Below are 24,370 nucleotides of genomic sequence, written 5' to 3' on the forward strand. Positions count from 1 at the left end.
CTTTTGCTCATCATACTTTAAAAATAAAGCAATGAAGATTTTAAAATATATACCCGGACTTGTTTTCATGCTCTCGCTGTTGATGGTAACTTCCTGTAAGGAAAGCCTCACGGAGATCAATGAGAACCCAAATGGCGTCGATCCAAACCGCGCCAATCCCAACCTGATAATGCCCACGGTGATGACGGGCGTTGCCAATCAATATGTTAAACTAGGCTACGGCAGAATCGCCGGCGTCATTCAGCATACCCAGGAAGATGCCTGGAAAGACGGTTTCAACGATTACAACTGGAACGAAGAGGACGATGAATGGAAATCGTGGTATGGCTTTCTGAGAAACAACAACCTGCTGTATAAGAGGGCTGTTGAGACTAAGGTGAAATTTCATGAAGCGGTTGCATTAACGATGCGTGCATTTATTTTCGGCACCATTTCCGATCTTTGGGGCGACGCACCTTACACGCAGGCGCTGAAAGGGGATGAGGGAACAATGCTTCCTGTGTTTGACAGTCAGGAAGTAATTTACAAAGGGATCATTGAAGATTTGAAGGCGGCCTCAGCCATTTTTGCCTCTTCCGGTGATGAAAGGGATGCGCCTGCTTATGATGTGTATTACAATGGAAGTGCGCAGAAATGGCAAAAATTTGCAAATACATTACTGCTCCGTTACTATATGCGCATTTCCAGCAAGCTTCCTGACATTGCCAAACCGGGAATTGAGGCCGTGTATGCATCCGGAATTTACTTCAAAGATGCCAGTGATGACGCAGTAATGGACTTCATAGGGACGGATTCGAACAATTCGTGGCCCAATGCAACGGCATACGACGTCAGCGAATCCAACTGGAGAAGGAGAAGACCGGCATCCACATTGATCAATAATCTGGTAACCAATGAAGACCCCCGATTGAAAGTGTGGTTCCAGCCCGTTCACGTGCGTTGGGTGGCAGATCCGACACTGGCCAGGGGAATGGATGAATTCATTCGGGAAGATGGCAAAATCCTTACCGGTGTAAAATCACTTACTGAGCAGGAATTAAGGGTGAAAATTGCCGCAGGGCATAAGTATACGCGCCATTTTAACCCTAACACTTACAAACCCAGCCGTCCCGAACAATTCAACGGGCCGATCAATACAGGCGAATATGTGGGCGTTCCTCCGGGGATGATTGATCCGACTTATTACAATGAAAACCCTACGACGGGCCAGCAAGTGCAAAACCAGCATGCGTCGCAGCTGAGCTACACTTATCAGGGAAATAAAGGTGGGATTTTGAAAGCCAGACTGGCTTCTGCGGCCGAAGCTTCATTCATTCTTGCGGAAGCTGCACAGAAAGGCTGGGCTGCCGGTTCTGCTGCTGCGCATTATAACAATGGAATCAAGCAATCTTTGCAAACCTGGGGTGTAGCGGATAAATACGACACATTTATCAAGCAAAAGGGCGTTGCCTATAACGGAACATTAGCGCAGATAATGGAACAAAAATGGGTGTCGAGCTGGACAGCTGCCACAGAAGGCTGGTTTGATTATCGCCGGACCGGCTTACCCGCATTGATTCCGGGCGTAGCGCCTACATCCCGCGCATTGCCGCTGCGTTTTATTTACAGCAATAACGAGCTGAACAACAACGGGGAAAGCGTAAAGAGTGCAATTGAAAAATTAGAGGAGACCAAGTTTTCAGGACCGCGTAAGAAAAACAGCCAGTGGTCGAAACCATGGTTGGTGCAGGGCACGGGAAAACCCTGGTAACAAGTAAACAGGCTTTTGTCTTTTGGCAAATAGCCCGATCATAGCAGAACCGCAGTAGAGTAAAAGGAACGCAGCTTCGTGCTCTTTTTCACTACTGCGGTTTTTTGTTTACAACATTTATTATCCACACTTATTCTGAAAGAAAGAATCAATGCAAAAGAGCTATTTAAAAACAATCCTCCTCGCTGCATGCCTCGCAGCGCTTTTCACAGGTTGCAATAAGAGTAACGAACTTCCTTCGGGCACTGTAAAAGAAGTGATAGACAATTTGGTTACAAAACTTTACAGAACCCTCCCGCCAACACAACTTGATACGATTTCAAATGAATATATTTTACGCTTGCTGACAGATAAAGACAAAGAGATTTTATCAAAGAAATTCTGGACATTCGAGGTCAATGTGCCCGTAATTGTTTCCTTAATGCGGGATAGGGATCAGGAGGTGGTCCCGTTCTGGATGGAGGCGAGCGGGTTTAAACTGACTCAATTTCAGGTCAAGAATGATGAGTATGAGTACGAGGTTTGGCAAAAGGAATTCCCTGCCGGACAAGTTGGACTTGGAATAAATGGTTTTGATAAACACCGGCCTGTCTATTTTATTACCGTGGCCCCGCAAAATGAGAAGGATAAGCTCAAAATCACAAATGTGAATCCCCGGTATGCATTGGGTGTCATGGATCTTAACGAATTTACCTATCACGATTGGGACGAATTAAAGCTGAAATTCCTTTCGGTTGAACTGAAAGATCAGGTGCTTTTTACGACTGTTCGCGGCCGGGCAAGAGAAGCACATCTGGTAAACGCATTCAGAACAACTGACACACCTTCCAGTACAAAGCCCGATCAGGTCGTGCTCACTTGGAGCGGCGACCCGAAAACAACCATGGACATTCAATGGAGAACCAGCCCGGAAGTAAAATCAGGGAAGGTAAAATACTGGGAAAAAGGCGGTATAGATACATTTTACGTAGATGCTTCCGTCTTTAAAATGGAAGACAGGCTCCTTCGGAATGATCGTTTCGTGAACCGGTTCACAGCCAATCTCAATTACTTGGACCCCGGACAAGCTTATCAGTATGTATTGGCTTCCAAAAGCGGCTGGTCGCAACCTGCCGAATTCACGACGGCCCCATTGAATGAAGAGGATTTTTCATTTATCTGGTTTGGTGACACGCACCATTCTGAGGACTGGGGTGATATGGCCAAAAAATCATTGAAACGACATCCCGAAACAGCATTTTTCTCTATTGTGGGAGATCTGGTCACCACCGGCTTGCACCGCGACGAATGGGATAAGCTCTGGGATTATTCAGACAGCGTATTTACGGGTAAGCCATTGATGCCTGTTCCGGGTAACCATGACAGCCAGGATGGGCTCGGGGCGTGGATGTATAAGGAAATGTTCAGCCTGCCGGACAATGGCCCTAAAAAGCAACCTTCCGAAATGACCTATGCCTTTAATTATGAGCATGCGCTGTTCCTGATGATGGATGCGACGCTGCCGATTCATGCGCAAACTGCATGGATGGAGCAACAGCTTAAAAATTCTGATGCAAAATGGAAATTTGTCATGCTCCATTTCCCGCCTTACAACTACGATAATTCGTATGATGAGATTATAAAAGAATGGTGTTCGCTATTTGACAAATATCACGTGGATATGGTCATGAGCGGGCATATGCATTATTATTTGCGTACAAAACCAATGTTCAACGAACAGCCCGTGGCATCGCCGGCAAAGGGAACAATATACACGGTGTCTATCGGCATTCCGGGAGAATTGGAATATTGGTTAGCGGAAGAATATGCTGCGGTAAGAATGAAAGAAGGCCCGCTTTACCAGCACATTGCGATCAAGGGAAACACACTTTCGTACAAATGCTACGATCCCGATGGCAATGTAAAGGACCAATTGATAATCAAAAAGTAACTTGTCTTTTTAGTTAAATGAGCTGGAAATGAGCGAAAAACTAGCAATACATGGCGGCTCAAAAGCCGTGGACAAAGAATTTCCCTGGCCGATCTATGATAGCAATGACGTAAATGCGGTCACGGAGATCGTCATGAGCGGAAAATGGGGAAATCCGGATTGCGGTGACGAGGTCGCGAGGTTCGAAAGTGAATTTGCCGCCTATTGTGGAAGCAAATATGCCATTACCTGTGTAAATGGCTCCGTGTCGCTCCGTCTCGCATTGATTGCCTGCGGCGTAAAACCGGGCGACGAAGTAATCGTTCCGCCTTATACGTTTATCACAACAGCTTCATCAGTTATCGAATGCAACTGCGTTCCGGTGTTTGTGGATATCGATGCCGACACTTATAACATAAGTCCGGCAGCGATAGAAGCTGCTATTACTGAGCGCACAAAGGCTATCATTCCCGTTCATTTCGGTGGGCTCGCCTGTGATATGGATGCCATTATGGACATTGCAAAAAGGCATGGGCTGCGCGTTATTGAAGATGCCGCGCACGCCCATGGTGCCGAATATAAGGGGAAAAAGCTAGGCTCAATAGGCGATGTGGGAAGTTTCAGCTTCCAATCATCCAAAAACCTGACCTCCGGCGAAGGCGGGATTGTGATCACAAATGATGATGAGTTATATGCCATGATGCGCTCCCTGCGGAATGTCGGGCGCATTGAAGGCGGTCAATGGTATGATCACTACAATCCCGGCTGCAATTACAGGACAACCCAAATGCAAGCCGTGCTGCTCTCACAGCAGTTGAAGAGGCTGGAAATGCAAACGCAAAAGAGGAATGATAATGGTCTTTTTCTGAATGAATTACTGTCGAATATAAGAGGCTTAATGCCACTAACCCGCAGTGAGGCCATCACGTTGCATTGCTATCATATCTATATCTTTAAATACGACGCCAGTGAATTTGGCGGCTTATCAAGAAACGATTTTGCAGCAATGCTGGCAGCAGAAGGCGTTCCCAGTTTCAAAGGTTATCCGCATCCGTTATACAAGCAGCCCCTTTTTCAGAACAAAAACTTCATGTGCTACGCTATCCCAGACCACGTAGATTACACCCAGGTCCATTGCCCTAACGCCGAACAAGCGTGCTCCGAGGCTATCTGGATCCTCCAACATGCACTACTAGGCGAAAAGGAAGATATGCAAGCTTTCGCACAGGCGATCTTGAAAATCCAGCGGGCAATTTGCTGAACCGCCCGCATCATTTACTTACCAACTCTAACCCTGGTCCCTTCGCTATGCGAGGTGAATTCGGGCGCGTACATGCATTGGATGGTGGTGATGCCGTTGCTAAAATCCCCTTCCTGATTAATAAATAGCGGATATTCGAACACATATGTTCCTTTTTGTAATGTGCTGAAAAAGAAGTTGGTGCTGGCGTCTTTTGTGCTTTCGTAGTAACCCAAACCTCCCTGCCATTTATAACTGCTTAGCACATTCACAGGCTCGAAACCCGAGGCGCGCATATCTTTCATATGCACATATTCCATGTCCCGGTCGGCTCGAAGTTCAATGCGGACCTTTACTTTGTCGCCAACGTGCAGGATGTCATCCGGGTTTACGGGAGTAAGCACCTGGCCGCTATCCGAGTTTTTTTCAATAAATAGCTTTTTTGATAGTTTAAGCGGTGTTTCTGAATAAGTGATTTTGTCAAGATCTTCGAAATACTGCCAATAGACTGCTCCCCAGGAGGGCGCGCTGACAATGCTTTTTTCTCCGTTTACGCGCACTTCAATGTTGCCCATGCCAGCATTTACTTTACTTCCCTCGATCCTCGTTTTGAAATAGCCCGTGCCCGCTTCGGTCTTCTCCGCCTCCACTTTGGTATCGCCCAGATGCACCGATATTGTGCGGTCGTCGGTAAGCCAGTTATTTCCGGTCATAAGCAGTGCATAGCAGGCTTCGGCAGTGGCTTTTGTGCTTTCCCAGTTGTTGGTTTGCTTATTTTTCAAAAGCCAGGTTTTCATATCATTCACTGCCGCAACATCATTTGCAATCTCTTGAAACGCCTCTATCAACAGAGCCTGACGCTCGATGGGCGCTTCGTGCCACCACCAGCCACGTTGGTTCGTTTTCCAATACATGCCTAGCTCTTCGTTTATAATAGCCGTTTGTTTCAGTGATTTCAGGATTGCGGCAGGCGTGGTCTTGTCACCGGAGCGGTGCAATGCTAAGGCAATCATCCCCTGCATATATTTGGTTTGAACGTTCCACGTAAGCTTAGCTCGTTCCATGAAATAGCGATATGCTTTTTGAGAAGCAGCGGGCACGGGCTGATCCGGGAAAAAGCTTCGCATATACAAATACTGCGTCACCAATGTCGATGGCGTATACTCTTTTAAGTTAGCCTTATGCTTGATCAGATCATTGTAATCGTCGATAATCCGCGCATCCAGATATCGGATTGCACCCTTGATAATGTTAGTAATTTGCTCCTCCTGACTTTTTTGAACAGCATTGACTTTACGTAAATGCCCTATTCCGCTAACGATATACTGCGTCATATAACGGTCGTTGGGGCCGCCTTTGAACCAGGAAAAGCTGCCATCCGGATTTTGAAGCTGTTGCAACTTTTCAATAGCGCTGCTCAGCTCATTGGTCATTCGCAAAAGATCAAAAAGCAGGGCAATGTTCTTCTTTTGCTCACTTTCTGTTTTTGCTGCCAGCACCCACGGCGTCTCTTCTAATAACAGCGATTTCAGTTCCTGGTTTTTTTGGAGATTGCTGAGCAGAGCCGTCGTGTCACTTTTGCGCCAGGTTTCAAAAACCCTGGCAATTCTTGAAGAGCTTGCGACAATGTTGGCTGCCATTGAATTGGCATAATAGCGGTTCCAGGTTTGTTCGGCACAATCGTACGGATATTCCATTAAATAAGGCAGCGCTTGCACGGCGTACCAAGCAGGATTACTGGTGTATTCTACGGTAACAGACTGATTTGTAAGCGTTTTTGAACTTCCGGAATTGATCAGCTTTTCCATTTTGAATTGCTTGCTTCCTGTTCCGCGCAAGGCCAGAGGCAATGTTTCGGTTACCAGCATGCGGTTGGACAACACAGGCAATGTGTTTTCTTCACCGTCCGAGAGGTTGCCTGAACTCGCCACGATGCGCCAGGTAACTGTTTTGGAATAAGGTTTTGGAATGCTGATCGCAAATTGCGCCACCGTGCTTTGCCCGGCAGCAACATTGAAGTCCTTTGCATTTCCCACATTCGCAAACAATGCGTCGATAGCCTCGTTGCTTTCTGTATCCATCAATTGCAGTGAAATTTTCCCCTTTAAAGAACGATCCGACAAGTTGACCACTTTTGCTGCAAGCCTTATCTGATCCCCTTCACGCAAAAACCTGGGCGGATTTGGCTGCACCATGAGTTCTTTCTGCGTAATGATTTCTTTGCTGCTGTAACCCAATGCGAGCTCTTTTGTATGCGCCAATGCCTGGAATTTCCAGCGCGTTAATGCTTCGGGCATCGTGAATGAGAATGTAATGCTGCCGTCTCTATCGGTTTTAAGGTCTGGAAGGAAGAATGCTGTTTCGTTGAAGTTCTTTCGCGGAGAGGCTGGTGGGATAGTGTTAAGCTTATCTTTTTTCCGTTGAACACCATAACCGACTTGCACCACTTCATTTAAAGCGGCAGCGTCTTCTCCAAACGGTATTTTCTTTGCAACCACCGCTTCCTTTACTTCCTCTTCGGATATCATATTTGCAGACATCGGAGCGCTCATTACCATACTTCTGTTTCGCACATTACGGCCGCCGCCACTTAGCCCGCCGGCCCTGCCACTCAATCTCAATATGATGCCATTGTCGCCATAATCAGGGCCTAGCAAATTGTCGTAGCGCTTCTCGAAATGCTTGTAAGGTTCAGCACCCGAATAAAGCACCTGGGCATCTTTGTATATAAAACTAAGTCCGTTTTCCCACCTGGCGAGCCCCGGGCTAACCGGCCAGTGATCAGGTTTATTCCATTCATGCTTGTAAAACTGATCCAAAGAGGCGTCGTACATGCCAGCAAGCATTTCTGCCGCGACTTTATCCTGCTTGTAACCCGAAATTTTTAAGGTCCATTTTTCCTTGCTGCCGGGCAAGGTTTTGTCGCGGAATGTCTGATATTCAATTTTTAGATCCTTGTTAGTCCAGGGGACGCTCACGAAATCCTGATACTGGTGCACGCGGTTGTGCTTTACAAATAGGTAATCGACACCAAAACCGCCCCGGTCTGCTTCTGTTGCAGTTATGTCGAAGGACTTTCTTTCCGCATTTAATTTGAAAAATGAAAAGTTGTCCGGCTTGCTTTTTTTGCCGGAACTGGTGATTATGAATGCGTTTTCGGCAGACGTAGCAAGCTGAATGTTCGTTTTTTCGCCTGGTTCGATTGTTATGCTGCCTTTTGCCTGAATGTATTGCGGATAAATGAGCGTATTGTTCGCGGGATCAATCAGCTCCATGTATTTAATGTCCTTAACCTCTGCATTCCGCTCGACTTTTGCCGTTATTTCAATTTTATAAACGCCGGCTGCTAGTTTCGCTTTATCGAGTTGAAATGGCTCTTTTTCATTTGTCTGTGCTGTTTTTTGGAAAACGACACTTTGCTCCGGCCAGTTTTCCTTGTCCGTTTCCTGATCATATTCATCATTTGGGAAAGCTGCGATAAATTCAGGTTTGGTCATGACAAATACGTCCGGGCGCTCCCAGTAACGCGGGCGGATGAGCCTGTTTTCCGGCGAAAGTCTGGTGATCTTTACGGTTACAGGCGACGGAACAAACGTCCCGTTCATATTTTCCGTGCGTATTTTGAAATCGGATAATTTGTTGATCTCAATGGTTTCCGGAATGTCGGTTTTAACTAAAATGGATTTATAACCCACATTGACATTTGTTTGCGCACTCCGGGTTTCTCCATTTATATCCGTAATGTCGGCGTAAACCGTAAAGTTGAAGACAGGTTCCAGGTCTTGCTTCGCCCTCAAATTTGGGATGGCTTCAAAAGCAATGTGAAACTTGCCTGACGCATCAGTAACAGTTTCACCATGAGCGATTTCCATCGGGGCGGCAATTGGGAAATATCTGGATTTGTAAATCCATGGATATAAATATCGCTCGCTTCGGACCACACGGTAAACAACTTTCGCACCATCGATTTGATTGCCGGCATAAGCGGTTCCTGTTCCGGACACCTTAATGCTGTCGCCCAGCTGATAGGATGCACGCAATGTATCAAACTGCACGGCAAATCGCGGTCGCTTGTATTCTTCCACATGAAAAGCAGTTACGTCCCGGTCGTTCGCTATGAGGGAAAACTGGCCGTTAAGCGTTCCGGAAGGCAGGACAAATGACCCTGAAAAACTCCCGAAGTCATTCACGGTTTTGGTTGCCTTTTCGACCACTTCGCCGTTAGCGTTTTTAAGTACTACTTTAATTTCTTCAAGCTGATTTTGTAAAACAATCTTTCCTTTTGCAGCAATGCCCTTATAATAAACGGTTTGGCCAGGTCTGTACAAACTTCGGTCCGTAAAAAGATAAATGGCACTGTGCGAACTTCGCGCAGTATCAATATTTGTGTTATAGTAAGTATGAACAGGTTGCTGAATAAACAAATGATCATTTCCATGCGTGACTTCCAGTAACACGCCCTGCGATTGGGGTCGTTTCGGATTTTCTTTCTGTTTGAAATAACCGTTTTTGTCGGTTATATAAGAGGATTGTTTTGCTTTGACATAACTGCTTGTTTTATAGTCATATACGGAGTTCCAGATCGAGGCATTTGCACCGGCAAGTGGTTGTCCGCTGTCACGGTCGAGGATAAAATAATCTTCATCGCGCTGAACATAGCTGATGTTGCTGACATAAAGAGGCTTGAAACCGGAGGTAAAATTTCTGTCCAAACTGTGGGCCTTCGAGCTGGCGATCAGCATATACTCGCCTCTTGGAAGGCCGTCCACCTTAATTTCCACGCCATACTGCTGATAATCTTTCATGTCAGGCAGTTTTTGTTCCCAACTCCGCAATGCAGGCGCTTTGTGAAGCAGCCGGAAGGTTTCATTGATATCGTTTTTGTCAACGCTCCGTTTTATCTCTTCGGTCGCTTTTACGATCTTCAAGAAAACCGAGCTGAGATTTTTATATTGAACGAGGGTTAGAAAAGGCTTTTCAGGAATGTTGACATGTTCCGCAGTGAACTGCAATTCTTGCCTTTTAATGCTGTTCAAAAGGTTATAAGCATTAATTCCACCTTCCGTTTCAGGGTTTTCCTTAATGACTTTTTCACATATTTCAGCCGCTTTGACTTTGGCAAAACGATGGGTCGTATCCCCGTTTGCTTTGAATGTATTTCCAAATGTATCATGGTAAGCGGCCATCAGATACCAGGCTTGCGCTGCGGCCGGGGTTTGCGCATATTGTTCCGCCACATGATTGATCGCCATATAATACCGGGATTCTGCATCCGGATGAACCGACTTTTGCCGCACAAACTGTAACCGCTGCAAATCAATGTCGATCAATGCATCAGGCTGCGGATCATTGCTGTGAAATGCGATTAGTTTCTGATACAACTGCAAGGCAAAGAATTCAAGCGAAGTGCTGTCCTTTGTCTCGAACTTGCGGTGAATGAAGTCGGCAGCCGGATCAAAAGCCGAGGCTTTGTCGATTTTAAATGCGTAAGCTGGTTTCTTAATGTCCCGTTCGTCATTTGAAAAATACTGTAATGCACTGTTTGTCAGTAAATCATATAGGGTAGGGCGCAGCTTTCGCATGTTTCCCTTCGTAATGATCGCGTCGTAGGTTTCCAGTTTTGTTCGTTTCAAAAGTGCTTCGTCCGCAATGGATGCCAGATAAAGCGCAGCAATTTTTGCATGAAAATCCTCGGCAGACCAGGTGCCGATATCCTCTTTTATGAAATTCAATGTGGCCGTTCGCTGGTAAAGTTGCCAGCGGATCCTGTTGTAATATCCGTAATAAGTGGAAGCGAGCAGGTTTGTTAGGATGGACTTTGCCGGGCCCTTGCTCTCCGCAACCTCCTTTTCCAGCTCCTTAACGGCTGTCGTTTGATGATCCTCCCGTGTTTCGGCTTGCAACGTGACCATGTACACTGCGGCCTTAATCACCTGGGCTTCCTGCTTTTCCTTTTTGGCCAGATCATAAATCTTCCTGACTTCTTCGAGCGCCGATTTTGGTAATTTTTTTTGCTCGTGTGCTTCAACGATTTTCCATTGGGCATCGTAGTTTTTGAGCTTTTCCTGTCCGTTGGTGTGCATAGGTAAGTAGCAAATGAAGAATGTGATGAAATAAGGGAAGTATGCCCGGAATGCTGTCATGTTCTTTTAGGGAGAATGAAATGCAATGATGAATGTAATGTGCCGTCAATGCTCGTTACGCTAAATATAGTCTAAAACGGAAATGTTTTAGGATACCATTTATCCGGAGGCGGTTATGAAGTATCCAGGCTTCATTAGAATTTAACATTCGGCAGAAGTAAAAAACGAGCTGATTGCCGCTTTGTACAATATGAAGTATATTTAATAAAGCCTTTTGGAAAAATATAATTTATTAATATTCAAGTTGAACGAAATTTATTTGATTGAAATATGCGTACGATAATGCTGGTTGGTGGGATAATCATTGTACTCGTGCTGGGAAAACTTTTCGTTTTCTCTAAGCCGGGAAAGGATAAGCCCTCGGAAGTGAAAGGAGCGGGAAGCAAAGGAGGCGGTTCGTCCGGCGGAGCAGCAGTGCCGGTCAATGTGTATGTTGTTAAAAGAGAAACGATTGAAAATCAGATTTTCGCGTCCGGAACGGTGATTCCCAATGAAGAGGTTAATGTCATGGCCGAAGCATCGGGCAGGTTGGTTTCATTGAATATCAAAGAAGGCGCATTTATTGAAAAAGGTCAGCTTATCGGCAAGATCAACGACCGAGAGTTACAAGCGCAATTGCAGAAAGTTGCTTACAATCAGGATCTTACTAAGAAAATTGAAGCGCGCCAGAAGAAACTTCTGAATGTGGAAGCGATTAATCTGGAAGAGTATGATGTTACTTCGAATAACATCAGGATCCTGGAAGCTGAAAAGGAAGTCCTGGAAGCGCAGCTGGAAAAAACGGAGATCAGGGCACCATTCAGTGGCCGCGTAGGATTGAAATACATTAGCGAAGGCGCATATCTGGCGCCGGGTACGCCCATCGTGACCATCGTTCAGAGCAATCCGGTAAAGGTGGATTTTACTGTCCCGGAAAAATACGCGCCTAACATCAGAGTTGGTAATGTTGTGAAGTTCAATCTCGACGGTGATGCCTCAACTTACAATGCGAAAATCCTCGCAATAGATCCAAAAGTGGAGGAAAGTTTACGAACGCTGAAAGTGCGGGCCATAGCGCCAAATCCTGCGGGGCGGTTTGTTCCGGGGATGTTTGTGAAGATCCTGGCAGACCTGGATGCCAACAAATCGGCCATGATGATCCCTACCGAAGCCATTGTGCCGGTTTTGAAAGGAAAGAAGGTTTTTGTTGTAAAAAACGGCAAAGCACAGGAAGTTATGGTTGTGACCGGATTGCGTACGGACAAAAAAATACAGATCATCGAAGGTTTGCAGCCCGGCGACTCGCTGATCACCTCCGGGATTATCGCTATCAAGCCCAATACGGCCGTGCGGGTGAACTGAGGAAGGAATCGTGAACATGTCAAAACCAATGTCAGCCGACATTAATCCCCAATTATGAGTATATCGACACTCTCTATCAAGCGACCGGTCCTGGCGATTGTCATGAACCTGCTGATCATACTGTTCGGGTTTCTTGGATATAAATTTCTGGGAATGAGGGAATTCCCTTCCATTGACCCGCCTGTGGTGTCCATCCGGACCAGTTATACGGGTGCCAATGCGGACATTATTGAATCCCAGATTACCGAACCGCTAGAAAAACAGCTGAACAGCATTGAAGGCATCAAGTCCATTAACTCCACAAGCAGCCAGGGAACCAGCCAGATAACGGTTGAATTTGACATTGGTGTGGACATGGAACGCGCGGCCAACGACGTGCGGGACAAGGTAGGCTCTGCTTCCCGGACATTGCCATTGGATATCGACGGGCCGCCAGTGGTTGCCAAGGCAGATGCCAACTCGGAACCCATCATCGTGCTGACATTCAAAAGCGATACGCGGTCGCATCTGGAAGTGAGTGACTATGCGGAAAATGTGATCGCGCAGCGTTTGCAGACTATTGAAGGCGTGAGCGAGATCCGGATCTTTGGGCAGAAAAAATACGCCATGCGGATCTGGATGGACCCGATTAAGATGGCCTCGCTCGGCATTACCACGCAGGATGTGAAGATTGCACTGGATAAGGAAAATGTAGAGCTGCCCAGTGGTAAACTGGCTGGAAATAATACGGAGCTGACTGTAAAAACAATCGGAAGGTTCAGAACTGAGGAGGATTTTAATGAGATGATTGTTAAAAACTCCGCTACACAAACCATCCATTTGAAGGACATTGGCCATGCAATACTGGGCCCGGAAAATGAGGAGACGATTTTAAGACTGGACAATGTTCCGATGATCGGCCTCGCCATTTCACCCATGCCGGGAGCTAATTATCTCAACATTGCGGAGGAAGTCAACAAGCGGATGGCGGACATCAAGCGGGAGCTTCCAAAAGACTATCAGCTTGATACGCTGATCGATAATACGATTTTCGTGGAGCGTTCGATCGAAGAAGTGGGAGAAACGCTGCTGATCGCCATTGTACTCGTTGTGATCATTATCTATCTCTTTTTCAGGGATTGGCTCATTGCATTCCGGCCTCTGATCGACATTCCGGTTTCGCTGATCGGGACGTTTTTTGTTATGTACATTATGGGTTTTTCCATCAATGTCCTAACGCTGCTGGCTATCGTGCTGGCAACCGGACTTGTAGTGGATGACGGGATTGTCGTCACGGAGAACATTTTCAAGAAGATAGAACAAGGGATGGGTCCGATTGAGGCGGCCATTAAAGGGGCTAACGAGATCATTTTTGCGGTTTTATCCACTTCTATCACGCTGGCATCGGTGTTCCTGCCGGTTATTTTCATGGAAGGTTTCGTAGGGAAGCTTTTCCGGGAGTTTGGTATCGTGATCTCTGCGGCGGTTTTGATCTCTGCATTCGTTTCGCTGACGCTCACACCCATGCTGAATGCTTACCTGGTTCGTAAAACGCACAAGAAGAGCTGGTTCTACGAGAAGACGGAGCCGTTTTTTGAGAACATTACTAATAGTTACGGCAATGCTCTGGCCCGGTTTCTGAAAATGCGCTGGGTTGCTATTCCTATTGTGGCGGTTACAGTGGGTATGATCTGGTTTTTTGGAAAAGGCCTGCAATCGGAACTGGCTCCGTTGGATGACCGTAACTGGTTCAGGATCAACATGACAACGCCGGAGGGATCTTCCTTTGAATTTACGGACCGCTATGTACAGGAAGTTAGCAACATGCTCATGGACTCCATGCCGGGCAGAAAAGGCTTGATGCTCATCACGTCCCCGGGTAACTCGGGCTTAGGCGCAGCTAATACGGGTAGTGGCAGGATTGCATTGGTTGATAAAAAAGAGCGCAAAGAATCACAGCAGGAAATTGCGGATTATATCAACCAGAAATTGAAATCAATGCCCGACGCCAAGTCGTTTGTGGTGCAGCAGCAGACTATTTCCGTGGATTCGCGGGGCGGCTTGCCGATTCAATACGTAATTCAGGCGCCGGATTTCGAAAAGTTGCGAGAGTATCTTCCCAAGTTCATGGAAGAAGCTTCAAACGACCCGACATTCGCGATTACAGATGTTAACCTAAAATTCAGTAAACCCGAAATCCAGATTGTCATCGACCGCGAAAAGGCGAAATCGCTGGGTGTGACGGTTCAGGACGTGGCGCAGACAATGCAGCTGGCTTTTGCAGGTCAGCGCTTTGGCTATTTTACGATGAACGGTCGTCAGTATCAGGTGATAGGGCAATATGACCGTGAGAACCGGGATGAGCCATTGGATCTCAAAAGCATGTTTGTAAAAACGGCAAACGGAAGCATGGTGCAGCTGGACAACATTGTAAAGGCAGAAGAGGAAAGCAGTCCTCCGCAGCTTTTTCATTACAACCGTTATATGAGTGCAACCGTACAGGCTGCCTTGGCACCCGGCAAAACGATTGGTGACGGCATTGCGGCCATGGACAGGATCAGGGATAAATTGAAAGATGAGGCCATTCAAACATCATTGAGCGGATCGTCCAGGGATTATGCCGAAAGCTCGTCGAACACCATGTTCTCCTTCTTCCTCGCGCTGATATTGATCTATTTCATTCTGGCGGGGCAGTTTGAAAGCTTTGTAGATCCGCTTATTATTATGTTTACGGTGCCGCTCGCCATCGGAGGCGCAGTGTTCTCGCTATGGTTTTTCGACCAGACATTAAACATTTTCAGCCAGATCGGAATGATCATGTTAATTGGATTGGTTACCAAGAACGGGATTCTGATTGTAGAGTTTGCGAATCAGCTAAGGGAAAAGGGCCTTGGGATACAGGAAGCCGTTCTCGAAGCAGCCACATTGCGTTTCAGGCCGATCTTAATGACCAGTCTGGCCACGATCCTGGGTGCATTGCCGATTGCGATGGCACTTGGCTCAGCAGGCAAAAGCCGGATGTCAATGGGGATTGTGATTATGGGAGGGCTGTTGTTCTCGCTCGTACTGACCTTATACGTGATCCCGGCCATTTACACATTCTTCTCAAGACCAAAGGACTTCAAGAAAATGAAAATGATCGAGCAGGTTGCCCGGGAAAGTGAAGCATTAGATCCGGTGTGATCAGGCCCTGCCCATGCTTTTTAGCATTCTTACATGCGAACCGAGCGCATTGCCGAAGTTGGCTTTGGCATTATAATCCAATCCGAATTCCTGTGCCGTTGCCTGTACAATAGGCGATAGCGCATGGTAATGTATGTGGGAAATGGATGGAAATAAATGATGCTCGATCTGATAATCAAGTCCGCCGATATACCAGGACAGGAAGCGGTTTCTTCCTGCAAAATTAGAGGTGGTCTGCAACTGATGCACGGCCCAGGCGTTCTCTACGCAACCCGAATTATCCGGCTCCGGCTGATGTACACCCTCTACAACATGCGCCATTTGGAAAACTGTGCTCAGGATCATTCCTGCCGTGCAATGCATGGCCATAAAGCCAAGAAACCATTGCCCGAAAGTGAGTGAAGTAAATGCAAGTGGAATGACGCAGATGAAAACAATGTAGGCCACTTTTGTAAAAACCAGCTTAATCAGCTCTTTCCGGGGAAAAGGCTTGGTCATGCCCGATTCTGACATTTTATTGAAAAGAGAAATTTCCTTGAAATCTTTCCAAAGGAACGACAAGGTCATCAGGCTATATAAAAAGAAGGCGTAAATGTGCTGGAAACGGTGAATTTGCTTTTGCTTTTCCTGAAATGACAAGCGCAGTAAAAATTTCCCGGTAATGTCTTCGTCTACTTCGTGAATGTTGGTAAATGTGTGATGGAGCCTGTTATGCTGCACTTCCCAGTTGTAAGCGTTGCCGCCCAGCAGATAAATGGACGCCCCGAAAATTTTGTTAAGCACATTGGAATTAGCCAATGAACCATGGATCGCATCATGCATGACCGACATGCCAACGCCTGCAACACCAAATCCCATCACGATGGCCAGCGCAAACATGGTTAAGTTAGAAAAAGCGCCAGTCAGGATCAGAGTATAAGGAATCAGATAAAGGCTAAGCATGAAAAAGGCCTTATAAATAATCTGCTTACCTCCGGATTTGCATATATTATTGGCAGAGAAATACTGATCAACCCGCTGTCGTAACGTAGGAAAAAAAGTGCTTTTGGCAGCGTTTGTAAATTTGATCTTTTGATATTGCATAAAAAGTAATCAGTATTTGGTAATCAGTTCAGTATAATTATACTTTCCTTGGGAACGTAAATAGTCTGTGATTATTAGCTTATCACAATTGTTTATTACCCTTTCAGTCAAAAATTGCGCAATAACGGAAATTTCAAAATTATATGAATGCGAAAGGCAAAAAAATAAGGCCGGTTATAAGCCGACCTTATAAAAACTGATAAATTATATGCTTACAATGCGAACTTCTCTTTGATTGCGTCGACGAAGTCAAGCTTTTCCCAAGTGAACAATTCCACTTCCACTTCTTTTTCTTCTCCGTTTGCTCCTTTGAATGATTTTTTAACAACTTCATTCTTGCGGCCCATGTGTCCATAAGCAGCAGTTTCGGAATAAATCGGGTTTCTCAATTTCAATCTCTGCTCAATTGCGTAAGGACGAAGGTCAAAAATCTCGCTGATCTTCAAAGCAATCTCGCCGTCGTTAACCGAAACTTTTGAAGTTCCGTAAGTATTAATATACAATCCGCAAGGCTCAGCCACACCGATGGCGTAGGAAACCTGCACAAGCACCTCGTCGCAAAGGCCCGACGCAACCATGTTCTTTGCAATGTGACGCGTTGCATAAGCAGCAGAACGGTCCACTTTGGAAGGATCTTTTCCAGAAAATGCACCACCGCCGTGTGCTCCTTTTCCACCATAAGTATCCACGATAATTTTACGTCCTGTAAGTCCTGTGTCCCCGTGCGGTCCACCAATGACGAACTTGCCGGTTGGATTGATATGGAAAGTAATGTCTCCTGTGAACAGTTGCTGCAATTCAGGAGTAAGCTTGCCTTTTACGCGTGGGATTACGATGTTGATCACATCTTCTTTGATCTTCGCAAGCATTGCTGCTTCTGCGTCAAAATCATCGTGTTGTGTGGAAACAACAATGGTATCGATGCGCAAAGGCACATTGTCATCGCTATATTCGATCGTCACCTGCGATTTTGCATCCGGGCGAAGATATGGGATCAGGCTTGATTCATTATTTCTGATCGCCGACATTTCTTGCAGGATCTTGTGAGCAAGGTCCAATGCCAACGGCATGTAGTTTTCAGTTTCGCGTGTGGCGTAACCAAACATCATTCCCTGGTCACCAGCGCCCTGTGCATTTGCTTTTTCTTCGAAGCTTTCGGAAGCAACCGCACGGTCAACGCCCTGGTTAATGTCTGCGCTCTGATCGTGGATAGCAGATAAAATACCGCAGGAATTGGCTTCAAACATGTATTCACTTTTCGTGTATCCGATCTTTCTGATAACCTCACGGGTTATTTTCTGAACATCCAGATAAGTATTCGTCTTCACTTCTCCTGCCAAAACCACCTGTCCGGTTGTAACCAGCGTTTCACAGGCAACCTTACTATTGGTGTCCCAGGCTAAAAAGTTGTCAATTAAAGCATCTGATATTTGATCGGCGACCTTGTCAGGATGTCCTTCAGATACGGACTCCGAGGTGAATAAGTATGGCATAAATTGAAAATGTTAATTCAGCAAAAAAATGAGCAGCTAGTGTATGGATTAGAAAACAAAATTGAATTTTTTTGGGATATTAACCAAATAAATGGGAGTTAAAAACCATCCAGAATGCACGGATTCGCGTAGTAAGGAAAGGCATTTATAAAATGAAAAGCCCGCTTCCGTCAGAAAGCAGGCTTTTCATTTTAGTGTTATTTCTCAAATCGGAACATTCACATGGCGTTCCGCGTGGTAACTGGATCTTACCAGCGGGCCGGACTCTACGTATTTAAGTCCACGTCTCAGTCCCTCTTCTCTATAATTATCGAACATTTCAGGAGTGATCCATTCGATCACTTCATGGTGCATTTTGGTAGGTTGCAGATATTGTCCCAAAGTAAGGATATCCAGGCCGTTTGCAGCCAGATCGTCCATGGCTTTGTGTACTTCGTCCTGTGTTTCGCCAAGCCCAAGCATTATGCCTGATTTTGTGCGCTGACCGAAGGCTTTGGTTCGTCTGATCTGTTCCAGGCTTCTTACATACTTGGCCTGCGGGCGTACCGCACGGTATAAACGTTCCACCGTTTCCATATTGTGCGAAACCACTTCCTGGCCTGCCTCAATCATGTGGATCAACGCATCCCAATTGTTTTTTACGTCGGGAATCAATGTTTCAATGGTCGTTTCGGGCGTATTTTCTTTCACCTGTCTTACCGTCTGATACCAGATTTCTGCGCCCCGGTCTTTTAATTCGTCACGGTTTACAGAAGTAAGCACCGCGTGTTTAACCTGCATCAGCTTTATGGCTTCTGCCACGCGTCTTGGCTCGTCCGTATCATATTCGTTAGGCCGGCCAGTTGCTACGGCGCAAAAACTGCAGCTTCTCGTACAAACATTACCCAGGATCATAAAGGTCGCCGTTCCGGCGCCCCAGCATTCGCCCATATTCGGGCAGCTTCCGCTTTCGCAGATCGTATGTAGTTTATAATTATCAACCAGTTGCCTTACTTTCCTGAATTCAGGTCCGGCTGGCAGCTTCACCCTCAACCAATCTGGTCTTTTCTTGCGCTCTGAGGGAATAACAGGTAATTCAATCATATTTAATCGTAATCTCTGACAACCCGGTTTGTGAAAACCAAAACCATCAATTGCTAATATATTATCGTTTTTTGCTTCCGAAATAAAGGGTCAGGTAACCCGAAGTGAAGAAGCTTCTATTCTCGGCAAATGCCATGATCTGCACTTTTCTGGTAAATGCTTCCGCGATGAAACCAATTTCAACGCCGGTCACATTTTCGCGAAAAGCGCTTAATTCAAAGCTCATTGCGGTTTTTACGTGTAATCCGGGGACAATTTTAGTTTGACCAAAACCCTGAAAGAAGCTTCCTGCTCCCACAATCCCGGTCGTTTGCGTGCTTCCGGCATGTTTCACAGGATCAAAAGGCTCCGTAACAACACGTCCGTCGGAACTCTGAAACTGGACCATATAAGGCTTTTCCAACCCGAGTGACGGTCCTGCTGCAACGATCCCGCTGATTGAAATACCTTCATCGTCTTGCCTGCTGAACAATGTCAGCTCCCGTCCGTATTCCGGTCTTAATACAAATAAATAGTTCTGCTTACCATAAACCAGTCTTGCGCCGGTCACAAAATCCTGCTGAGAAAGCTCTTTGGGATGCTTTACATTCACGAGCTCAACTGCAAGATATCTGTATTGATTTTTGCCGAATAACTTGGAACCCAGGGCCGATGACTGCCTGAAAACCGCACCGCCCAAAATGCCGGAGTTGGTGTTGGTAGTGATCCCAAAAGATGTAAAAGATTTATAGCTCTCCTCACTGTCCTCTACCTTTGCCCGCCGTTGCGCATATATATCTGTTGAAAGTGCAAACAGAATAGATACTGATAGTAAAAATTTTACACGCATCATATATTTAGATCTAGATCGCTGTTACAATTGAAGTGTTGTATGAACAGTGAAAGTACAAAATTATAGTGTAAAGCCGCGGAATATCGCCTCCACATTAACGGTTTTTTGTACATTTATGTTCTTTAAACCGGAAAAGAAATAAAAAAGCCTGCCAGCCTTCCCGCGCTTCCGGGATTTGCAGGAACTAATTTTTTGTTAATCTTCTTTTAATCAGAGCCTTTTGTCCGAAGTTATCTATCAAAGCGCAATCAGCATCGTCGCCTCTTTGATGCGTGTTGCGGCTTTATTTAATCAAAAAATCAAGCTTGGTGTTGCCGGACGTGACGGGTTGCTGGATGAGCTTGAAAATTCGTTTCAAAAGCAGGTGAACGGGCGCTCCGTTGCATGGTTTCACGCGGCTTCGCTGGGTGAATTTGAACAAGGCCGACCCGTTATCGAAGCATTTAAAGCACAGTTTCCCGACCATTTCATTTTGCTGACATTCTTCTCTCCGTCGGGTTATGAAGTGAGAAAAAACTATAACGGGGCAGATTATATATGTTACCTGCCCTGGGATACGGCGGCGAATGCAAAACGTTTTGTGAAAATTGTGCAGCCCGGCTTTGCGTTTTTTATCAAATATGAATTTTGGTATAACTATCTCCGCGAACTGAAAAAAAGCGGCGCACGCATTATTTCCTTCTCAACAATCTTCCGGCCGGATCAGATTTTCTTCAAAAGACAAGGCGGCTTTTTCAAAAAGATGCTCGGTTATTTTGATCACATTTTTGTACAAAATAAACAATCGCTCACATTGCTGCATGGCATAGGCGTGCAACAATGCAGCCTGGCAGGAGATACGCGCTTTGACCGGGTGTCCGCGATTGCAGCTCATGTTAAAGATCTTCCCGAAGTTGCTGTCTTTCGTGATAATAGGCCTTGCTTGATTGTAGGATCTGCATGGGCTGCTGATATGCAGGTGCTTATCCCTGTTTTAAATCACTTTAAAGGAGTTTTAAAAGCAATCATAGCACCGCACGAAATCCATGCGGACGAGATCGGGCAGTGGCGTAAGGAAATGAGCGGTAAGACAATATTGTACTCCGAGCTTTCTCCAAACGTCAATGCCAAAGAATATGATTATCTGGTGATTAATAATATTGGAATGTTATCTTCATTATACCAATATGGAGATATGGCCTACATTGGCGGGGCGTTTGGTTCAGGGTTGCACAATATCCTGGAAGCGGCCACTTTCGGCGTTCCTATTGTTTTTGGAAACAAAAAATATCACAAGTTTCAGGAGGCGGTTGACCTGATCAGCAGGAAAGGTGCTGTTGCCGTTGCAGATAAAGAGGAACTGATCGGCATTATTGATCAATGGGTTAAGGCGCAGGAAATCCGGAAGCAAGCTGGAAGTGTCAATAAAAATTACATTGCGGAAGGCGTAGGATCCACCGATATCATCCTGAATGAAGTGAAAAAAATGAAAGGCTGATTCCATGCATAGTAAGCATTAAACCAGCCCTTTATATTATTTCAGGAAAACTCCTTAGCAATCAGATGCTCAAACAAATGCGCCTGCGTGCCCAGCAACCTGGCTTTTGCTCCCAATTTAGAAATGTGGATCGAAAGCGAGTTTTTGAAATCAGAAAGGCAATATTTATTGATCGCCTGCTCAATCGGGTTTGAAATAAACGGTCCTGCTTCTGCCAGCAATCCTCCTACTATAATGACTTCGGGATTGAAAAGGTGAACGGCTGTTGCCAAACCTTTGCCCAGCTCGGTGCCTACCGTGCTAAGCAAGTCAATCGAAAATTCGTCGCCCGCATGCACGGCTTCAATGATGTGGGAAGTGTCCAGCAGATCGAGGTTGTTATTGACGATCTGTGATAGAATAGTCGCTTTTCCACCATTAATGCCGTCCTTGGCTCTTCTGATTAATGCAATCGCGGATGTGATTGTATCCAGGCAGCCGATTTTTCCGCAATGACATAAAAGTCCGTCGGGTTTTACCTGAATGTGGCCCAGCTCGCCAGCGAAACCGGATGCGCCGTTGAAAACTTCGCCGTTGATGATAATGCCCAATCCCACACCCCAGTCAATGTTGATGGTCAGGACCTGAGATTTTTCTCTTGCAAAACCAAAGCGGTGCTCTCCGATCGTGGTTGCTTTTGTATCATTAAAAAGGCAGACCGGCAGCTTGAAATGTTTCTTCAGATGGGAAACCAGCGGAACCCCGGGAGGCGTCAGGTTAAGATAAGTCAGGTTGATTCCCTGGGAGGAATTGATAAGGCCTGGCATGGAAACGCCTATGCCCCATAACTTGCTGACATTGATATTGTTGGATTTAAGAAAATCGTCGCTTGCTTCAAAAAGTTGTTCGAGGAAGGTAGAAGAATCGTCGAGGCGGATATCAACTTTTCGCTTTAAAATAAGTTGGTTATGTAAGTCGAAAATAACGAGTTGCGTATCATGGCGGTTAATGTCCATAATAAGCGTCAGATATTTTTTCGAATTCAGTCCGTATAATACCGGCGGCCTGCCTGCGCGTGCCGGACCTGTTCCGGTTTCAATAATCCAACCTTCACGGATGAGCTCATTCACGATGCCGGTTGCCGAGGGAATGCTGGCATGGAACAAACGTGCCATTTTGTTGATCGAAGTGTCACCGGATTGATACAAATGAAGCAACAAGTTACTTCTGATACGGTTTTTACGAATATCAATAACCGAATTCGGTTCTTCTACAACTAAGTCCATTATGCGGAGTGTAAAGGTATTTTGTATAAGGATTCTTAAATTTTTTATGATTAACGGTTACTAATGTATGCAAAAACCGCTAAAAGAGGCGAAATATTAAAAAATATTATTATCCATAATGACAGGCGGCAAATAAAAAACCGGGTCGACCAAAAAACTACTTAAATTTATTTGGCGATTTTGCCGTGTCTGACGGTATTATGTGAAACTCAGATTAAATTCGCTATTTGCAAAAAAAGACGGAATGGAATTAGTTAAAGGTTTGGTTTTGCGGTCAACTGGTTCGTGGTATGATGTGCGGGACAGTCGCGACGGTCATATCTGGCAATGCAGGTTGAAAGGAAAGTTTAAAGCGCTTGGATTGAAAGTGACCAATCCGATCGCTGTTGGCGATAATGTGCGGTTTGAGGAGGAAGATGAAACGCAGAATTTTGGCATCATCCACGAGATCATGCCCCGTGAAAATTACGTGGTACGACGCTCCGTGCACAAAACAGCACATGCGCATTTGATCGCTGCGAATGTTGATCAGGCGATTTTAATAGCCACATTGGTTTTTCCAAGAACTTCTCTGGGATTTATAGATCGCTTTCTCGTTGCTATTGAGTCGTTCCGGATTCCCGGCGTATTAATTTTCAACAAGCAGGATCTTCTGAATGATGATATGAAGGAATTTCAGGCCGAGCTGATGGAACTTTACGAAAGCCTCGGATATACTTGCATGGCCACCACAGCGGTAAGCGAGGAAGGACTGGAAGAATTTGCCGCGTTATTAGGCGGAAAGGTTTCGCTGCTTTCGGGTCATTCGGGCGTGGGCAAATCCACATTGGTCAATGCAATAGCGCCGGACCTGGACATCAAAACGCAGGAGGTTTCGACCTTTGCGAATAAGGGCGTTCATACGACAACTTTCGCCGAAATGTTCGAGCTGGAACCCGGCACATTTATCATTGATTCACCCGGAATTAAGGAACTGGGGCTTTCGGATATGAAGGCGGAGGAAATCAGTCATTACTTTCCGGAAATGCGCGAACTGCTGAACCAATGCCGGTTTAACAATTGTCAGCATATCAACGAGCCCGGATGTGCAGTGAAAGATGCAGTTTCGGAAGGCCGCATCGCTATTAGCCGATACGAAAGTTATTTAAGCATGGTGGGTGGGCAGGATAACCGAAAGTAATATGAAAAATGTCGAGCACATTGGCATTGCGGTCGAGGAGCTGGAAGCTGCCGAAAGATTGTTTTCGAGTTTGCTAAATGCCCAGCCCTACAAGCGCGAAACTGTCGCTTCCGAAGGTGTTCTGACTTCTTTCTTCCAGGTTAATCAAACCAAAATAGAGCTCCTGCAATCCACAGATCCCGAAGGCGTAATTGCGCGGTTTATAGAAAAGAAAGGAGAAGGCGTTCATCACGTCGCGTTCGAAGTTGACGACATTGTTTTGGAAATGGAGCGGCTAAAAAAAGAGGGTTTCGCCTTGTTAAGCGAAACCCCCAAACCCGGAGCAGATAATAAGCTCGTATGTTTTTTACATCCTAAAACTACAAATGGCATGCTGATCGAGCTTTGCCAGGAAATCAAGCCCTGATCCGTT

The 24,370-nt window shown here is 45.8% G+C and carries 14 protein-coding genes; 8 read left to right on the plus strand and 6 right to left on the minus strand.

Annotation, left to right across the window (positions count from 1 at the left end; all coding sequences use genetic code 11):
- The first annotated feature begins 31 nt into the window (after positions 1–31).
- The 3 genes from NFI80_RS21415 (at position 32) to NFI80_RS21425 (ending at position 4,920) form a co-directional block, all read left to right on the plus strand.
- Entirely contained in the window at positions 32–1,750 is a 1,719-nt protein-coding gene (locus tag NFI80_RS21415) for a SusD/RagB family nutrient-binding outer membrane lipoprotein (protein ID WP_235166279.1), read from the plus strand.
- Between the two features lie 151 nt (positions 1,751–1,901).
- Positions 1,902–3,680, plus strand: coding sequence for a purple acid phosphatase family protein (locus NFI80_RS21420; protein WP_235166280.1), 1,779 nt, complete (start codon positions 1,902–1,904; stop codon positions 3,678–3,680).
- Between the two features lie 28 nt (positions 3,681–3,708).
- Positions 3,709–4,920, plus strand: a complete 1,212-nt coding sequence (locus NFI80_RS21425; RefSeq protein ID WP_235166281.1) for a DegT/DnrJ/EryC1/StrS family aminotransferase — start codon at positions 3,709–3,711, stop codon at positions 4,918–4,920.
- Positions 4,921–4,934: 14 nt separating this feature from the next.
- On the opposite strand, the gene NFI80_RS21430 is transcribed toward NFI80_RS21425, so the two are convergent.
- Complete coding sequence (locus NFI80_RS21430) at positions 4,935–11,042, minus strand: alpha-2-macroglobulin family protein (protein WP_235166282.1); 6,108 nt, start codon at positions 11,040–11,042, stop codon at positions 4,935–4,937.
- A gap of 270 nt (positions 11,043–11,312) precedes the next feature.
- Between NFI80_RS21430 and NFI80_RS21435 the strand changes: the two genes are divergently transcribed.
- On the plus strand, positions 11,313–12,383 hold the full coding sequence (locus tag NFI80_RS21435) for an efflux RND transporter periplasmic adaptor subunit (RefSeq protein WP_233797542.1): 1,071 nt from the start codon (positions 11,313–11,315) through the stop codon (positions 12,381–12,383).
- A gap of 54 nt (positions 12,384–12,437) precedes the next feature.
- Positions 12,438–15,545 (plus strand): efflux RND transporter permease subunit, encoded by a 3,108-nt coding sequence (locus NFI80_RS21440; protein ID WP_235166283.1) that lies wholly within the window; start codon positions 12,438–12,440, stop codon positions 15,543–15,545.
- Here the strand turns inward: NFI80_RS21440 and NFI80_RS21445 are convergent, their stop codons facing one another.
- From NFI80_RS21445 to NFI80_RS21460, 4 genes are all read right to left on the minus strand, one after another.
- Positions 15,546–16,487 carry a fatty acid desaturase family protein gene (locus NFI80_RS21445; RefSeq protein ID WP_235166284.1) on the minus strand — a complete coding sequence of 314 codons (942 nt, stop codon included), beginning with the start codon at positions 16,485–16,487 and terminating at the stop codon, positions 15,546–15,548. It lies immediately after the preceding gene.
- A 353-nt stretch (positions 16,488–16,840) separates the two neighbouring features.
- A complete protein-coding gene (gene metK / locus NFI80_RS21450; protein WP_235160554.1) occupies positions 16,841–18,121 on the minus strand; it encodes a methionine adenosyltransferase in 1,281 nt (426 codons plus the stop codon).
- Between the two features lie 204 nt (positions 18,122–18,325).
- Positions 18,326–19,204, minus strand: a complete 879-nt coding sequence (gene lipA, locus NFI80_RS21455) for a lipoyl synthase (protein ID WP_235166285.1) — start codon at positions 19,202–19,204, stop codon at positions 18,326–18,328.
- Between the two features lie 61 nt (positions 19,205–19,265).
- The gene (locus tag NFI80_RS21460) at positions 19,266–20,036 is read right to left on the minus strand and encodes a hypothetical protein (RefSeq protein ID WP_026628711.1); all 771 of its coding nucleotides are present in this window, start codon (positions 20,034–20,036) and stop codon (positions 19,266–19,268) included.
- A gap of 220 nt (positions 20,037–20,256) precedes the next feature.
- Between NFI80_RS21460 and NFI80_RS21465 the strand changes: the two genes are divergently transcribed.
- Positions 20,257–21,513, plus strand: coding sequence for a 3-deoxy-D-manno-octulosonic acid transferase (locus NFI80_RS21465; protein ID WP_235166286.1), 1,257 nt, complete (start codon positions 20,257–20,259; stop codon positions 21,511–21,513).
- A 41-nt stretch (positions 21,514–21,554) separates the two neighbouring features.
- On the opposite strand, the gene NFI80_RS21470 is transcribed toward NFI80_RS21465, so the two are convergent.
- Positions 21,555–22,778 carry an ROK family transcriptional regulator gene (locus NFI80_RS21470; RefSeq protein WP_233797536.1) on the minus strand — a complete coding sequence of 408 codons (1,224 nt, stop codon included), beginning with the start codon at positions 22,776–22,778 and terminating at the stop codon, positions 21,555–21,557.
- A 244-nt stretch (positions 22,779–23,022) separates the two neighbouring features.
- On the opposite strand from NFI80_RS21470, the gene rsgA reads away from it, so the two are divergent.
- Both rsgA and mce read left to right on the plus strand, forming a co-directional pair.
- Entirely contained in the window at positions 23,023–23,958 is a 936-nt protein-coding gene (gene rsgA, locus NFI80_RS21475; RefSeq protein WP_026628708.1) for a ribosome small subunit-dependent GTPase A, read from the plus strand.
- A 1-nt stretch (position 23,959) separates the two neighbouring features.
- Complete coding sequence (gene mce, locus NFI80_RS21480; RefSeq protein ID WP_235166287.1) at positions 23,960–24,364, plus strand: methylmalonyl-CoA epimerase; 405 nt, start codon at positions 23,960–23,962, stop codon at positions 24,362–24,364.
- The last annotated feature ends 6 nt before the right edge of the window (positions 24,365–24,370 follow it).

Origin of the sequence: Dyadobacter chenhuakuii (genome assembly GCF_023821985.2) — a bacterium.
GTDB classification, from domain to species: Bacteria; Bacteroidota; Bacteroidia; order Cytophagales; family Spirosomataceae; genus Dyadobacter; species Dyadobacter chenhuakuii.

Bases quoted from the DNA above. Each gene is read 5' to 3' on its own strand.
- NFI80_RS21445 (WP_235166284.1), bottom strand. From the start codon at position 16,487: ATGCTTAGCCTTTATCTGATTCCTTATACTCTGATCCTGACTGGCGCT.
- NFI80_RS21430 (WP_235166282.1), bottom strand. From the start codon at position 11,042: ATGACAGCATTCCGGGCATACTTCCCTTATTTCATCACATTCTTCATT.
- rsgA (WP_026628708.1), top strand. From the start codon at position 23,023: ATGGAATTAGTTAAAGGTTTGGTTTTGCGGTCAACTGGTTCGTGGTAT.
- NFI80_RS21420 (WP_235166280.1), top strand. From the start codon at position 1,902: ATGCAAAAGAGCTATTTAAAAACAATCCTCCTCGCTGCATGCCTCGCA.
- NFI80_RS21460 (WP_026628711.1), bottom strand. From the start codon at position 20,036: ATGATGCGTGTAAAATTTTTACTATCAGTATCTATTCTGTTTGCACTT.
- NFI80_RS21470 (WP_233797536.1), bottom strand. From the start codon at position 22,778: ATGGACTTAGTTGTAGAAGAACCGAATTCGGTTATTGATATTCGTAAA.
- NFI80_RS21435 (WP_233797542.1), top strand. From the start codon at position 11,313: ATGCGTACGATAATGCTGGTTGGTGGGATAATCATTGTACTCGTGCTG.
- NFI80_RS21425 (WP_235166281.1), top strand. From the start codon at position 3,709: ATGAGCGAAAAACTAGCAATACATGGCGGCTCAAAAGCCGTGGACAAA.
- lipA (WP_235166285.1), bottom strand. From the start codon at position 19,204: ATGATTGAATTACCTGTTATTCCCTCAGAGCGCAAGAAAAGACCAGAT.
- metK (WP_235160554.1), bottom strand. From the start codon at position 18,121: ATGCCATACTTATTCACCTCGGAGTCCGTATCTGAAGGACATCCTGAC.
- NFI80_RS21415 (WP_235166279.1), top strand. From the start codon at position 32: ATGAAGATTTTAAAATATATACCCGGACTTGTTTTCATGCTCTCGCTG.
- NFI80_RS21440 (WP_235166283.1), top strand. From the start codon at position 12,438: ATGAGTATATCGACACTCTCTATCAAGCGACCGGTCCTGGCGATTGTC.
- mce (WP_235166287.1), top strand. From the start codon at position 23,960: ATGAAAAATGTCGAGCACATTGGCATTGCGGTCGAGGAGCTGGAAGCT.